Here is a 13,912-nt window from a genome sequence, read left to right on the forward strand (position 1 = left end):
GTATTTTGTCTAACACATATCAGGATGCGTTAAATTCCTTCAAAGCCGAAAATTATAAAAAGGCTAGCAAGCAGTTATTAAAATTAAGAAAAAGAACATTAGATGAAAATGTATTGCTACAAAGCTGCGCATTCAAACTAGAACAATTCAATAAAGTTATTGAATTAGGAAAACAACTCATCCCGCAAATCGCAGATAAAAAAGCCAAAGCTAATATGCTTTATCATATGGGAGTTGCTTCTTTTAAACTCAACAGAGTTAATGACGGTGAACGCTTTTTTGTTGAGAGTTTGCAAAATGATGAGGGTATAGATAATGCCAAAAGCCGTTACGAATTGTGCGTAGCTTATTATCAACTAGAAAAGTACGAAAAATTAGAGCTGATGTCTGAAAAGTTGCTTGCCTGGGAAAAATATTTTGCTAAAGCACAACTTTTACGAATTGAAAAGTCAGCTAAAGTCGACTCAAAAAAAATCCTTTTAGATAGGGTCACAAAAATTCTTCCGTATGCTAATAAGCTCCATTCAACAGAATTTGCTGATCTTGGTACCTATTTACTTGGCTTAGGGATGCTAGACGAGTTTGAAAGTGCACTCTCTAGTTATGAGTTAGCAAATAAAGAACAACGATGGTTTGAAAGAGCCAAAGTGCTCTTCGAAAAAGGAAAATACGCGGAAACATTGGACGCAATCGAATTTGCGCAAAATCACCCTGAAAAGAAGGTACAGCCGTTTTCAGCGATGTTTTATCTTAAGGGAAAGGTACTAGATAAGCTAAGCCGTTACGATGAAGCCTTTGATAATTTTCAAGCAGGAGCGGAAATTGTCTCCAAGCGTAAAGAAGCGAGCAATAAATCAGTATATGCGGACAAGTTATTAAAGCTTTATCCCAAGATGGAATTTAAAACCCCCACTTTGCGAGCATTGGATAAGAAAATAGTGTTTGTAGCTGGTTTTCCTCGTTCAGGCACAACGTTGTTGGATAATATTTTAGACACACAAGATGCTCTTGTATTAAGTGAAAGAAATATATTCTATAAATTAATAAAATACATAGAGAGCACAGGACTAAAGTATCCACAAGACCTTACTCGAATATCGATTGAGCAAATCGTTGAATACCAAGAGAAGTTTTTTGAGTTTATCGATGAGCAGGGCTACCGTTCTGAAGAACATCATACCATTATTGAAAAAGGCCCGCACCTGACAGAGCATATACCGCTTATAAAGCAAATATTTCCAGACTCAAAAATTATTGTTTGTTTGAGACATCCTTTAGACGTTGCAATTAGCTGCTTTCAGCAAGAATTTGTTTTGAACAACTATAATAGTCACTTAGTACGTTTTGATGATATTGTGCGTCGTTATAATAAGGTGTTTAGCTTGTTAGAAATGTATACTGAGCAAAAACATCATGATGTTTTTTGTTTTAGATATGAAGACTTGATAGAAAACTTCAGTAAAGAGATGGAGAGTATTTTTTCTTATTTACAAATTGACTTTGATGATACATACAAAGCATTTGACAAGAAATCCAAAGATAAGTTTATTACGAGTGCTTCAAGAGGACAAGTTGACAAGAAGCTGAACAAAGACTCTATGTATAAATGGAAAAATTATGAAAAGAAGATTGCTCCATATAAAAGCGAGTTAGCTTACTTTTGTGAAAAATTTGACTATAAACAATAGTTTTATGCAAAACTTTTTAAGTAAGCTAAAACAGATTTCTCGGATCAAACGTGTCAGGTATGAACATGAAATATTGACTCAGCAGAATGCTTTAATGGTTGAGTACATTGAACAGTTATCTTTGTCAATGTTAGGGGCGCAGAAAGAAAAAGAAAATGTTGACGTATTGTGTTCTTTCACCTCTTACGGAGAGCGGGTACAGGTAGCTCATATAACTGCACTTAGTTTGTTAACACAATCGGTGACGCCCCAAAGCGTGATACTTTGGCTCGATAAAGAAGAATATGAGGAAGACAGCCTTCCTGAGCAGCTAAAGATGTTGGTGCCTTTTGGGTTGTCTATTCGGTTTTGTAAAAATTTACGTTCATATAAGAAATTAATTCCAACATTAAAGTGCTTTCCTGATAGAGATATAGCTACTTTTGATGATGATATTATTTACCCAAACGATCATTTAGAGCGACTGGTAAATACGTCAAGACGCTACCCAAAATCTGTTGTATGTCATTTAGCACATTGCGTGACAACAGATAGAAATAGTCAACCGAAGCCATACGAGAAGTGGCGCTATCATATTGAATCAATACAAGTTGATGAACAATCAAATGATAATGTAGTGCCTATTGGTCTTGGTGGCGTTTTATATCCAAGGGGAAGCCTAGCTGAAGAGGTAATCGACGATGAACTTTTCCTTGAGGCATGTCCCAACGCTGACGATCTTTGGTTTAAATGTATGGCACTTAAAAATAAGACCAGCACAGTTATTGTACCAGATACATTGTCTTACCGAGAATATATTCAAATACCCGGTACCCAAGAAAAAACGTTGTGGCAATCGAACATCAGGAACAATAATCAGCAGCTTAGTAATATACTGAGATTGTTTCCAGAGATAAGATTTAAGTAGCTCTGTAAGAAGTTTATATGCTAGCGCTAAAAAAGAAGTTTTTGTTTGTTCATATCCCAAAGGTGGCAGGGCAAAGCATTGAAAAGACGCTTATGGCGATATTTGATGATTTACCTGAAAGAAACGAGCTGTTATTAAAGCCGAATCTAAACCCTCTTAAAGGACCTCCTCGGCTTGCTCATTTAACTGCCCAAGAGTACATACGTTGTGGTTATATAGACCAAGCAAGTTTCGATAATATCTATAAATTTGCATTTGTGCGAAACCCTTGGGAAAGGTTAGTTTCAGAATTCAATTATCGTAAAAGTCTAGGGTTGGAAAAGTATCAATGTTCTTTTCGACGTTTTGTAATGGATGGTTTTCCCACAAAGTTTGACGATGATTATGTAAATGCTCGCGATTTATTCCGACATGTTATTCCCCAGTCTAGTTTTCTATTTGATAAAGATGGGGAGCTACTTGTAGATTTTATTGGAAGGTTTGAGCGACTGCAGGCTGATTTTTCTATTGTTTGTAAGAAACTGGGTGTTGAAGAAACAGAGCTGATGCGAGAAAACATTACAAAGCTTCAAAAGAGTAACTCCTTTTTTGCTTGGCTAGCTAACCGTTTTATCAAAGATACAAGTAAGGATATAAAACAGCACTACAGTCAGTACTATGATAATGAGACTGAGCAGAAAGTTGCGGAATTGTATCGTCAGGATATTGTTAACTTTGGATATACTTTTGAAGCTCAGAATTAGCGTTCCAATAAAATAAAGAGTGGTGCAATATAGTTTGAACAGTTTATTTTCTAAAATTAAACGTTTCTATTACTGGAACTATACGCGTTACGCGTCTGAGTCAAACGTTTTGATTTATCAGATGGGAAAAGTGGGCTCTACCTCGCTAGAAAAAGCTATAGAAGAGAGTCTCCATTTTCATACACTTTATGTTGATAATTATCCGTGCAAAACGAGGTTGAAGGGTTTGTATGGAGTCGGTTTAAAAGGAGAATTTAAAAAGCTTTCAATGAGGCTTGGATATTTTCTCAGACGCCGAGCAATTAAATCTAGACGGCACATTAAAGTTATTACTTTGGTAAGGGCTCCATTAGAAAGAAACATATCTATGTTTTTTCAAGATATTGATGCTTACCTATTTTCTGCCTACTCTAGAATTGATGGATCAGAACCTCTTTCAACAAGAGAACATTCTACTAGCGTTTTGGCAGACATATTCAACGCCAGATTCGAGCATAGTTACCCACTTAATTGGTTCGACAGAGAGTTTAAACGATTCTTTGGAATTAATGTCTATGATTACACTTTTGATAAAGAAAAAGGTGTTGGTGTGTGGAACAGGGAGAACGTATCTATTATTTGTTTTGAGTTATCAAAATTACACGAAAATAAAGCATTGCTTGAGAGTTTTCTCGGCAAACAGGTTAACTTAGAACGTTCTAATGATGGCGATAATAAGTGGTACAGTGAGGCATATAAAACCTTTAAGAGTAACTATCTACCTTCGAACGACATTAAAGAGTTGATGGCATCGAGTAAATTTTCAAAATATTTTTATTAATTAGCAATGTGTAGTAAATAATCAAATGAATGAACAAGCAAATAAGCCCTCACCTGATTTTGTAATATGTGGTGCGATGAAATGTGGCACAACAAGCCTCCATCATATGCTTGATTCCCATCCAAATGTTTTGATACCAGCAAAAGAAGTTCACTACTACAACGAGTGCGATATTGTTCAACACCCTGATTTTTCAACTTTTCATGATGGTGTTTGGAGAGGGAGGCGCTCTTTAGCCAATAACAGCACACTAGATAAAGTAGTTGAAGGTAACCTCTATGGCGAAGATTCTACTACTTATTTAGCATCAGAGGTTGCAATAAGAAGCCTCTCCAAGCTATCTAAAAAACCAAAGCTCATTGTCATGTTGCGACAACCTAGTAAACGGGCATATTCGCAGTATTGGCATTTGGTGAACTCGGGGCGGGTCAGCCAATCTTTTGAGAAAGTGATTATGAATAACCCGTTGTTGCTATTAGATAGAAGCATGTATAAACGACAGTTGGATGTCATTTATAAATACTTTGAACCAAGCGAGGTATTAATCGTTGTTTTTGAAAACTTTGTCGTCAAGCCAGAAGAAGAGCTTGATAGAGTAGCTAAATTTTTAAATATTGATGTAAGTCTTTTTCCTGCAAATATAATTCGAACACATTCAAATGCTAGCTCCAGGTATTTATCAACATCATTATTGTTTATTAAAAATAAGCTTCTAAGAGAACATGCATTTATCAAGTACCAAGATAAATCACTGTTACCGAAAAAATATAAATATTTGCGTTACTACAATGCACTAATCGAGCGACTGCATAATCTCGTCAACCCACGGGTAAATAGCTCTTTGCCACCGATGAAAAATAATACTAAAAAATATTTAGATGATTATTTTAAAAAAGAGTTTGAGGGAATTAACTCTGTTTTGGATATCGACGTGACATCTATTTGGTTTAAATAGTTGATGTACAAACGCGGAATTTTCTTACTCTTATTAAAGTGTATCATCCTTGCTATTACTGTCAGTTTCAACTTCTTGGCAGCTAAGTTCTTAGGGTTGGAGCAATACGGCCTATTCGCAATAGCTTCTTCCATTCTTTTGTTTAGTGTTACTTTGAGCAAGTTTGGTTTAGAACAAGTAGTGACCCGCTTTTTTGCTGTGAACAATGTTTCTTCAGATGCTTACACCGGGAACTTTTTATTTTTGTTGTTATCTAGTTCTATCGTAGCTTTTTTTATCTATTTTTGTGGATCTGGCTTACTTCTTAAATTTAATGAACAACATGAGCTAGTTGGCCTTTTCAGCTTCATTGCGGTGCTAAATGTTCTTCAAACAATACAGGCATATAATGCGGCAGTTTTAAAAGGGTTGTCAGAAGCAGTCCTTTACACATTACTGAATGGTTTTTTCTCCTTTGGGGTCGCACTATTGATTACTCTGATTGTAAAACCAAGCACAGCAAATGAATTGCTAATCATCTTAGTTTGCTCGACTGTAATCTCTTGTTTATTAAGCTTTTTGGCTATTAAAGCTCGAACGAAGTATAGGTTGGTTGTATTTAAAGGTACCATGCCTCACATCCGCACGGTGATCGGTCCAGGGTTTAATATGTTGCTCGTATCCTTAGGAGCAATTATTACTCAGCAATCCAGTACACTGTTATTGGGTGCACATGTTTCTTTAGAGCAAGTGGCTGTATTTGCACTGGCGTTAAAGGTGTCATTTATCATGAGTTACCCTTTAGTGGTTTCGAACACCATCAATAGCGCTAGTTTTGCCAGGCTATACAAAGAAAAGGATATTCTGGCACTAAAGTTACTGATGAATGATGTAAGAAAAATACTCTCTTTTATTGCTATATTTGGCTTAGCTTTGGCAATTTTGTGTGGTGAAGGTATTTTAAAGTTTTTAGGGCAAGAGTTTATGCCAATGTATGAGCTACTTCTGATATTGATGTTTGGGCAATGTATAAATTTGGCAACAGGCTCTTCTGTAAATCTATTGATTATGGCCGGGTTTGAAAGAATACATAGAAGGAATGTATTAATTCTGACAACTTTAAATGTACTTACGCTAATTATTTTTATTCCAATTTATGGAGTTTTGGCTGCTGCAATAATAACGTCTACTTTTATTGCAATTAAAAACATAGTCTCTGCTTTTTATGTAAATAAGCTGGTACTAAAACTTTAGGTATCACCAATCAAATGAGCGCCCAAGGAGTTTGAATAGCTTTTCATTGTGTGGCTCATAATACTGCTCAAGCCATTTTATTAACTCTAAAGGGGCCTTGGGCCGACTTTGTGCTACGTTAACGGGTTTATAGTCGGTTTTCTTTTGACTTTGCTCGATATCTAAAAAGGCTATTGTTTCTTTTACTACTTTTTCAGGAAAAGAGAACAACTCTTCACTGCAGATTATTTTGATTTGCTCGTTTGGGAAGTGATTCATGTAGCGCGTGATTTGATCTAAATACAACCCTCTCATGCAGTAACTTTTGGTTCGAAAGTCGGGGTGAGAAAAGTGTTTCTTATCAAGGATGCTTGATAACCTGTCACGTTCCCCTTTGATTGCATCCTCTATTTTTAATGTTTCAAATCCATGTTTTTTTGTGTGGAAGTAGTGTGAAATTGCTCGCTCTACAGGGTTTCTTAGTAGGATTATTATTTTACTGGCAGGGTTAAAAGCGCTGATTCGTTGTGGAACTAACGGATGAAACAAGTACATTGGAGTTGAATCTAGGCAAATCAAATCGCTTGACCTAAGAGGGCAAATAGGGAAGTGCGAGCGGTACCAATTTGTACTCTTTGAGAAATTATCTACTTCTGGTCTCAGCCCTCCGCTGAAATAGTGTAGTTCCTTTTTTGTTGCTCCGATAACCTTCGGATGTTGGCATAAATATGAATGCAAACTAGATGTTCCAGCCTTTTGGGCCCCAACGATGAATGTATTGGGGAGTGGTCTGAAAAATGGTGTAGCAGATTTCCAGAGATATTTCAGTGGAGTGCTTATTATAGAATGAACTTTAGACATCGTGATTTAGCGAAGATTTTTTGACTATTATAACGTTTTCAGAGTTAACTGTTTGTTTAATTTTTCTTTTTAACAATTCATTTCTGATATATAAATCTTCTGGCTTAGGAGCTGCGTTTATGCGTGAAAAATAGAGTTTAAGGTAAATGTTAACCCAACTTAGTAATTTCTTTTGTTTTCTTGAACTGCCGAGCTGATATAATCGCCATCCTCTAGAATTTAATGAGTATATTGATAGACATGGTAGAAGTTAGAGAAAAAGACGAGATATCTCTCACGGATGTGTGGAGAGAAATATGGAAGAAAAAGATTTTTGTAATTATCGTTGGTATCTCATTTACTGCTTTGGCTATCGCTCTTGCAATTAGCCTACCGAATAAATATACCGCCAAGGTATTATTAGTTCCTATAAAAGAGGAGCAGGATGGTTTAGCCTCTTTAGCAAAAAGTTTCGGCGGGCTCGCAGGTATGGCTGGTTTAAAGCTAGGCCGAAATAGAGGGCCAGATAAAACAGATATTGCTCTAGAGGTACTGAAGTCTCAAACCTTTATCGAAGCTTTTATTAAAAAGCACAACTTAGCTGTTCCTTTAATGGCTGCTAAAAATAGTGATCCTGTTACATATGAGCTTGAATTCAACGAAAAAGTGTACGATGTAAAAGCAAGCAAATGGATTCGAGAAGTTAAAGCGCCGAAAACCCCTGAGCCCTCAGCTGAGGAGTTATCTGAGGCCTTTTTGAAAATTTTAGAAATTGAAGTAGTACCTAAAACAGGCTTTGTTCAATTGTCTGTAGAGTTCTTTTCACCTGTTTTGGCTCAGCAATGGCTCACTTTACTTGTAGAAGAGATTAACAGTGTAGTCAAGGAACAAGATAAACGTGAGGCGCTGAGTAGTTTAGATTACTTAAACGAAGTCATTCTACAAACTGATAATAGACGCATGCATGAAACGTTTTATCAACTGATAGAAGAGCAAACGAAAACGCTTATGTTGGTTGAATCTCGTCCTGAGTATGTCCTGAAAACGGTTGCCCCTGCTGTTGTTCCAGAGAAGAGAACATCGCCTAAACGAGCTTTGATTGTGGTTTTTGGCGGACTTGTTGGTGGTATTTTAGCTGTTTTATTCGTCGTTATTCGATTCATTCTGAAATAGTCGTTATATGTTGAAAATTGCAAAAATAATCCCCAAGAACTTTGTTCTTGGGTTTTTACTTTTTGCCAGTATATATGCTTTTAATTTGCCTATTGTGGGTAACTCTGCATATTGGTCGATGGCTTTGATATGGTCTTTGTTACTCATATTTGACGGTGCAGCAACTAACTTTAAACTGCTTTTAAGGCAGAAGTTCTTTTATTTTCCAATATTGGTGCTAACCGCTGCGCTTGTTTCTTCAATCATTTTACCTATAGTGCATAATACGTCTGACTTCACTATGGTGAAGACATGGATTAACAATCTATTGGCTTATATAACCATCGGTATTTTAGTGAGTGCTTTTTTAACTAAGAAGGATGATTATGAATCAGTATTTAGAATACTGTTTATCGTTTTTATCATCCAAGTTGTTATCGTTTGGCTAATGTTGGCTGTAGCCCCTTTAAGGGATGCTATTCAATCAATCACCAAATCCGCTGCTGCAATGGCTAGAATGGAAACCTATGGTGGTGCTAGAGGGTTAGGTTTTACGAGCTTCGTCGCATTTGGCTTTTCTGTTTTAATGGGCTTATTGGCGCTTTTGATGCATTATTACTTTGCGGTATACAAAGCTCAGAAACACCTGCCTTGGAAAGTCATTTTATTTTATATGGCATTTATTGCTGGTATTTCGGCAGGGAGAACCTCTTTTGCTGGTTTAGCAATGGGCTTCTATTTTTACTGGATTTTATTAAATCGAAAGCAACTTTTTGCGGGTGTTGGTAAGTCAATTATTTACTCACTTATCTTAGTGTCGCCTGTCATTATTTATATAATGTCTAATCCTGCATTAGCTGATATTGTCGATCAGTATTACAGGTATGCGTTCCAATTTATATATAAATACTTCTATGACGGTTATGTAGGGAAGTCCTCACTAGACGCACTAGAAAGTATGTATTTTCCGTTAACTAATGAGCAAATTTTCTGGGGTGATGGCAGGTATACCTCGAGTGTCGGTAATTATTATATGCAAACAGACGCTGGCTATATGCGGTTTATTTTAATGTTAGGCCTAGTACCTAATATTATCATTTATGCGGGCTTCTGTTGGATATTACTTTCATACTACATTGTTAACAAAGAGCATGTACCTGCAATTGGTGGGTTGATTTTATTAATAGGTACGCTGAGTTTTGTATACCATTATAAAGGCGAGCTGATTATGTATAACGTTTCCTACATGAAAATTATTTACTTCTTATTTATTTCGATATCTTTGATAACGATAAAGAAAAAAATGAAGGGGTTGGCTAAAACCCATTAAATTTTCTCTGATTCATTTAACTTGAAGAATGCTCTGATAGCATAGTGAGAAAAAACAAATGAAGCGTTTACAAAGTTCAGGCCTTCTATATGACGATATACTTCCCAAATTTTCAGCGCTTTTTTATATTTGTTTCGTGACAATGAATTAGACACAATTCGATATTGACTCAACACTTCAGGAAATATAGTGGCGACAGAGCTTTGTTTTAATAACTTTAACCACAATGCATAATCTTGCCCAGCCCTTATTAAGGGCATAGAGACATCTTCAAAATGACTTTTGTCTACAATGACTGTACAGCAGCCCATAGTCGCCTTTTTCTTGAGCATGTCCTGATGACTAAATGAACCTTTTAGGTTTGCGTCCACTAGTGTGTTTAGGCTTTTTCCTTGCTCATCGATTAATTCATATGGAGTAAAGGAGAGGGTAGCGTTTTTCTTTTCCATAAATGCTAAGTGCTTTTCAAGCTTTTCAGGCATCCATAAATCATCACTGTCTAAAAATGCTAAATATTTTCCTTTGGCTCTAGCAATTGAACTATTCCTGCTAACAGCAGCACCCGAGTTTTGACTGTTTTGCGTTACCTTGACGCGCGAGTCGCGATTGCTAATTTCTTCAAGTAAGTTCATTGTATCGTCGGTCGAGCCGTCATCAGTGACTAACCATTCCCATTCTTGATGAGTTTGATTTCTAATGCTCTGGTAGGTGGCGTTTATAAATTCAGATGAGTTATAAGAGGGCGTGATAATAGAAACTAACAATTGAAAACCTTAACAATATTTTTTATATCCAGAGAAGAAGCCTTTAACCATCGAGAGTATCATTGACGGCTGTTCACGTTTTAAAATGTATTTTACGCTCCAAAATACAAGTAGTGGTAGGGCTAACGCTCCTAGTCGAGACGCTGTTGCCCCCCTGATTTCGAAAATACCTTTTGAACTTAACAGTCTACCTTCAAATAGACAGGTGTGCCTTATAAGTACTTCGTCAACAAATTCGAATTTCGCACCGTTTTCCCATGCATCGATTAGGAAGTTGTTTTCTTCATTAGCAGGGTATTGAGTACCTAGCCCTATATTTTCATTAAACCTAAGATGGTTATCTTGAATGAACTTAGTCTTAGCAATTATCTCTATAGAGCTAACTTGTAGCATATTCAGCTTTGAGGGAGTTTGAACGTTTTTGTATACCTTAAAGGTTTTTGTATGATCTTCTAAACACCCTATTTGCAATCGGTAAAAGTCATTATTACCCTTTGAAACTAACTGAATAATACGATTAATGTGGTGGTCATCGAACTGAATATCATCATCTAAAAACCATGTGAAACGACCTTTACAATGGTTAATGGCTTCATTCCTACTTTTACTCAACCCAGTGGTTTTAGTTTTAAGGACTTTTACAGGAACGCTATCAGCTGAGTAATAAAGATCTTGCAATGTGGAAGGTGCTTTTTGAACAACAATAATTACTTCGGTTTTGTCCCCTAACTTTATTGTTGAAAGGTACTCTAGTAACGTAAATACTCTTTCGCCCATAGAGGAAAAGGCGAGCGTTAATATAGGCTTTGTTTCGTTCATTTAATTTCGAATAGCCTTTTTTCTAGAAGTTACTAATGCAATGAGGGAACGTTTTAGTAGCGAGTTACGTGAGAAATTCCCTTTCCATAAATTCGACCAATTCAATCGTAAGCATGCCAAAACGAATTGGGGGTACGTTGCTTTGTTGTTGTTGTACGAATACAAATAGGTAGCAACTTCATTTCTTAACTGGTTTGATTCAATAGGTAAGTGTTCACTGACGCATTTGGCGGCATTGGCTATCTGAAAGTCTAAATTCTTACCTGAAATACTGTTTTCTAACACACGATAGTTTAAAAGCACTTCGTTTATATTTTCAATTTTCGATTGTTTTGATAGTTTCAACCAAAGAGCAAAATCTTCAATGGTTTTATTCTCTGGTTGATATACAAAAGCATCTCCAAGAAGTCGCTTGTTTATCATGACAGATGGGTGAGCGATAGGATTACCAAAACAAAAGCTCGATAAAATATCTGCAGAGTTTGTAAAAATATTACGTTTACCTTCTATGTTTCCTTGAGCATCTATATACCTGTATCCCGTACCAACCACACCTACGTCAGGGTTTGTTTGCAAGTGAGAGACCTGTTTTTCAATTCTCGTTGGCAAGGCAACGTCATCTGCATCCATTCTCGCTATGAAAATGCCGGTTGATTTGGCTATCAATTCATTGAGTGTTGCAATTAACCCTTTGTTTTCTCGCGAGAGGTATTTAATTCTATTGTCGGCAAGTAACGACTGGATAATTGTATTTGAGTTGTCCGTAGAACCATCATTAATAATGATGAGTTCAATATTGCTATACGTCTGATTGAGAATGCTCGTAATCGCCTCGTGAATGTAGTCTTCGGCATTGTATACAGGTAGTATGACAGACACCAAAGGAGCATTTTTAATATCAATTTCTAGTGTGCCAGAGCCTTGCGAACCACTGAATAATTGATTCAACAGGGATTTGTAATTTCCTTTGTTGATCAGTCGCATTGCATCACTTATACCCAACTTTTGGTTATATACAATTTTCCTGAGCAATTCCATCGACTCTAAGTGGTGCTCTGTCATGAGTTCCTTATGTTTTTTAAGAAAAATTTGGTAGCCATTTTGTCTATTACTGTTATTTGCTGAAATGCGATTATTGGCATGCGATGTATCAAATACATAAAGTGGGACATCTACCTTGAGGCCGTTGCCAAATCTTGCCATTAATCTAACCCACATGTCATAGTCTTGGAAGGCGGGCAAAGAGGTGTCAAAACCTCCAACTGCGAGAAATTTTTCTTTCGTGGTTAATATTTGATTACCAACGCGGTTGTAATGTAGTTGCTTTTCTAAACCGATTAAGCCGACACTATCTTTTACAGCACGAGTTCCATGTAATGTCTTTCGGAAATAAGTGGAACAGACAAAAGCTAGATCGTCGCTATAATTTTTATAGAGTATTTCAAGTCGTTCAGGTAAAAAATAGTCGTCATCGTCTAATCCTGTTATATATTTGCCCTTTGCTGCCTGAATAGCTCTATTTCTGGAAAAACATGCGCCTTTACTTTCTTCGTTGATAAAAAAGCTAAAGTTACTGTGCTTCGCTTTGTAGTCGCTTAGTATAGACGCCGTATTATCTGAAGAACCATCATCGCAAACGATTATTTCGATGTTTGACCAGGTTTGTGCAAGTACAGAGTTGATCGCTCTTTTGAGCAGAATACACCTGTTCTTTGTTGTTATATAAACTGTGATTAAGGGTTGTTGGCTCATTAACATTCCTAGACGATATAAGGGCTATCACCAGTCCAAACTTTCATGTAACGAGAAGTCTTGCCGTAGATATTGTCTTGAGGAGAGTGCTCGATTGTCATTAAACAAGCCAGAATATGGCCATGTAGTCTATCCGTCGCAATGAAATTTGAAGAGCCATATAACGATATCGCCTTACCAACCAAATGGTTCGCGTAAAGTTCAAAGAGCTTCATTAAAGGCTTGTTTAGGTACTTATCAATCTTTAGTTTATGGGCTAATTTTAAGAGGCGAGCATATAGATTAATAACTTTTGTGCCTTTTCCTACAAGTGCAGGCCAATCAGTAACAAGGTCAAATTCTGTATTATCGAGTGAAAATGATTCAGAGATTTCACCATCGGTTCTTACTATTGCCAAACGCTTAGTGCCGCTTTGAGTACTGTCAAAGTTGTTAGACTGCCATAGATGATGAGCCATATCAGGTAGCAAATACGTGTTGTTGGTCATGCTATCGGCTACTGACAGAGACTCTTTGTCACGAATACAGATATGTAAATCGTTGTGCTTTTTAAAAATGTTAGTGCAGCGCTCTAAGTTCTTTTGTTCGTTAAAATGGATACTTTGTGGAAGTATAATAATCGTATTGTTCGGAAATCTTTCTGTTATTGTTTCCCTTAGGTTCTGCGGTCCGAAATATATATCACCTAAATTTCCACCACCATGAAAGACAATAACATCTCCTTTTCTTATGTTAGATTCTACAAAATTATAATATGCAGACTTTGACACTACATTAATGTTGTTTTTGTTAAAAAATTCTAGTGTGCCGAACATAATGAGCAAGTCACCAATGTTATTGTGCACTGGCATGTCAACATAATGCACTCGCTTATTCAGGATTAGTGGCAAGATGACATCGTGTGATGAACAAAGCTTATCCATGATTATA

At 36.6% G+C, this 13,912-nt stretch carries 13 protein-coding genes; 8 read left to right on the top strand and 5 right to left on the bottom strand.

Annotation, left to right across the window (positions count from 1 at the left end; translation table 11 throughout):
• Nucleotides 1–5: 5 nt before the first annotated feature.
• Genes ACFSJY_RS18215 through ACFSJY_RS18240 form a run of 6 tightly spaced genes read left to right on the top strand, consistent with a single transcriptional unit; the run spans nucleotide 6 to nucleotide 6,346 of the window.
• Nucleotides 6–1,688 carry a tetratricopeptide repeat-containing sulfotransferase family protein gene (locus ACFSJY_RS18215; protein ID WP_386037754.1) on the top strand — a complete coding sequence of 561 codons (1,683 nt, stop codon included), beginning with the start codon at nucleotides 6–8 and terminating at the stop codon, nucleotides 1,686–1,688.
• Between the two features lie 4 nt (nucleotides 1,689–1,692).
• The gene (locus ACFSJY_RS18220; protein WP_386037757.1) at nucleotides 1,693–2,595 is read left to right on the top strand and encodes a hypothetical protein; all 903 of its coding nucleotides are present in this window, start codon (nucleotides 1,693–1,695) and stop codon (nucleotides 2,593–2,595) included.
• A gap of 17 nt (nucleotides 2,596–2,612) precedes the next feature.
• Nucleotides 2,613–3,338, top strand: a complete 726-nt coding sequence (locus ACFSJY_RS18225; protein WP_386037760.1) for a sulfotransferase family 2 domain-containing protein — start codon at nucleotides 2,613–2,615, stop codon at nucleotides 3,336–3,338.
• 34 nt (nucleotides 3,339–3,372) lie between these two features.
• Nucleotides 3,373–4,158, top strand: coding sequence for a putative capsular polysaccharide synthesis family protein (locus ACFSJY_RS18230; protein ID WP_386037763.1), 786 nt, complete (start codon nucleotides 3,373–3,375; stop codon nucleotides 4,156–4,158).
• Nucleotides 4,159–4,183: 25 nt separating this feature from the next.
• Nucleotides 4,184–5,113 carry a sulfotransferase domain-containing protein gene (locus ACFSJY_RS18235; RefSeq protein ID WP_386037766.1) on the top strand — a complete coding sequence of 310 codons (930 nt, stop codon included), beginning with the start codon at nucleotides 4,184–4,186 and terminating at the stop codon, nucleotides 5,111–5,113.
• Between the two features lie 3 nt (nucleotides 5,114–5,116).
• Nucleotides 5,117–6,346 carry an oligosaccharide flippase family protein gene (locus tag ACFSJY_RS18240; protein WP_386037769.1) on the top strand — a complete coding sequence of 410 codons (1,230 nt, stop codon included), beginning with the start codon at nucleotides 5,117–5,119 and terminating at the stop codon, nucleotides 6,344–6,346.
• Nucleotides 6,347–6,349: 3 nt separating this feature from the next.
• Here the strand turns inward: ACFSJY_RS18240 and ACFSJY_RS18245 are convergent, their stop codons facing one another.
• Complete coding sequence (locus ACFSJY_RS18245) at nucleotides 6,350–7,186, bottom strand: sulfotransferase family protein (protein WP_386037772.1); 837 nt, start codon at nucleotides 7,184–7,186, stop codon at nucleotides 6,350–6,352.
• A gap of 222 nt (nucleotides 7,187–7,408) precedes the next feature.
• Between ACFSJY_RS18245 and ACFSJY_RS18250 the strand changes: the two genes are divergently transcribed.
• On the top strand, nucleotides 7,409–8,338 hold the full coding sequence (locus ACFSJY_RS18250) for a Wzz/FepE/Etk N-terminal domain-containing protein (protein WP_386037775.1): 930 nt from the start codon (nucleotides 7,409–7,411) through the stop codon (nucleotides 8,336–8,338).
• Nucleotides 8,339–8,345: 7 nt separating this feature from the next.
• A complete protein-coding gene (locus ACFSJY_RS18255) occupies nucleotides 8,346–9,647 on the top strand; it encodes a hypothetical protein (protein WP_386037778.1) in 1,302 nt (433 codons plus the stop codon).
• Here the strand turns inward: ACFSJY_RS18255 and ACFSJY_RS18260 are convergent.
• The 4 genes from ACFSJY_RS18260 to ACFSJY_RS18275 are packed head-to-tail and all read right to left on the bottom strand — an operon-like array spanning nucleotide 9,644 to nucleotide 13,905.
• The gene (locus ACFSJY_RS18260) at nucleotides 9,644–10,411 is read right to left on the bottom strand and encodes a glycosyltransferase family 2 protein (RefSeq protein ID WP_386037781.1); all 768 of its coding nucleotides are present in this window, start codon (nucleotides 10,409–10,411) and stop codon (nucleotides 9,644–9,646) included. The genes ACFSJY_RS18255 and ACFSJY_RS18260 overlap by 4 nt on opposite strands.
• A 9-nt stretch (nucleotides 10,412–10,420) precedes the next feature.
• On the bottom strand, nucleotides 10,421–11,230 hold the full coding sequence (locus tag ACFSJY_RS18265; RefSeq protein ID WP_386037784.1) for a glycosyltransferase: 810 nt from the start codon (nucleotides 11,228–11,230) through the stop codon (nucleotides 10,421–10,423).
• Nucleotides 11,231–12,982, bottom strand: a complete 1,752-nt coding sequence (locus tag ACFSJY_RS18270; RefSeq protein ID WP_386037787.1) for a glycosyltransferase family 2 protein — start codon at nucleotides 12,980–12,982, stop codon at nucleotides 11,231–11,233.
• A gap of 8 nt (nucleotides 12,983–12,990) precedes the next feature.
• Nucleotides 12,991–13,905 carry a polysaccharide pyruvyl transferase family protein gene (locus ACFSJY_RS18275; protein WP_386037790.1) on the bottom strand — a complete coding sequence of 305 codons (915 nt, stop codon included), beginning with the start codon at nucleotides 13,903–13,905 and terminating at the stop codon, nucleotides 12,991–12,993.
• Nucleotides 13,906–13,912 lie beyond the last annotated feature (7 nt).

This window comes from Thalassotalea euphylliae, assembly GCF_042682785.1.
Lineage (GTDB): Bacteria > Pseudomonadota > Gammaproteobacteria > Enterobacterales > Alteromonadaceae > Thalassotalea_F > Thalassotalea_F euphylliae.

Bases quoted from the DNA above. Each gene is read 5' to 3' on its own strand.
- ACFSJY_RS18220 (WP_386037757.1), top strand. From the start codon at position 1,693: ATGCAAAACTTTTTAAGTAAGCTAAAACAGATTTCTCGGATCAAACGT.
- ACFSJY_RS18225 (WP_386037760.1), top strand. From the start codon at position 2,613: ATGCTAGCGCTAAAAAAGAAGTTTTTGTTTGTTCATATCCCAAAGGTG.
- ACFSJY_RS18235 (WP_386037766.1), top strand. From the start codon at position 4,184: ATGAATGAACAAGCAAATAAGCCCTCACCTGATTTTGTAATATGTGGT.
- ACFSJY_RS18240 (WP_386037769.1), top strand. From the start codon at position 5,117: ATGTACAAACGCGGAATTTTCTTACTCTTATTAAAGTGTATCATCCTT.
- ACFSJY_RS18245 (WP_386037772.1), bottom strand. From the start codon at position 7,186: ATGTCTAAAGTTCATTCTATAATAAGCACTCCACTGAAATATCTCTGG.
- ACFSJY_RS18250 (WP_386037775.1), top strand. From the start codon at position 7,409: ATGAGTATATTGATAGACATGGTAGAAGTTAGAGAAAAAGACGAGATA.
- ACFSJY_RS18255 (WP_386037778.1), top strand. From the start codon at position 8,346: ATGTTGAAAATTGCAAAAATAATCCCCAAGAACTTTGTTCTTGGGTTT.
- ACFSJY_RS18265 (WP_386037784.1), bottom strand. From the start codon at position 11,230: ATGAACGAAACAAAGCCTATATTAACGCTCGCCTTTTCCTCTATGGGC.
- ACFSJY_RS18270 (WP_386037787.1), bottom strand. From the start codon at position 12,982: ATGAGCCAACAACCCTTAATCACAGTTTATATAACAACAAAGAACAGG.
- ACFSJY_RS18275 (WP_386037790.1), bottom strand. From the start codon at position 13,905: ATGGATAAGCTTTGTTCATCACACGATGTCATCTTGCCACTAATCCTG.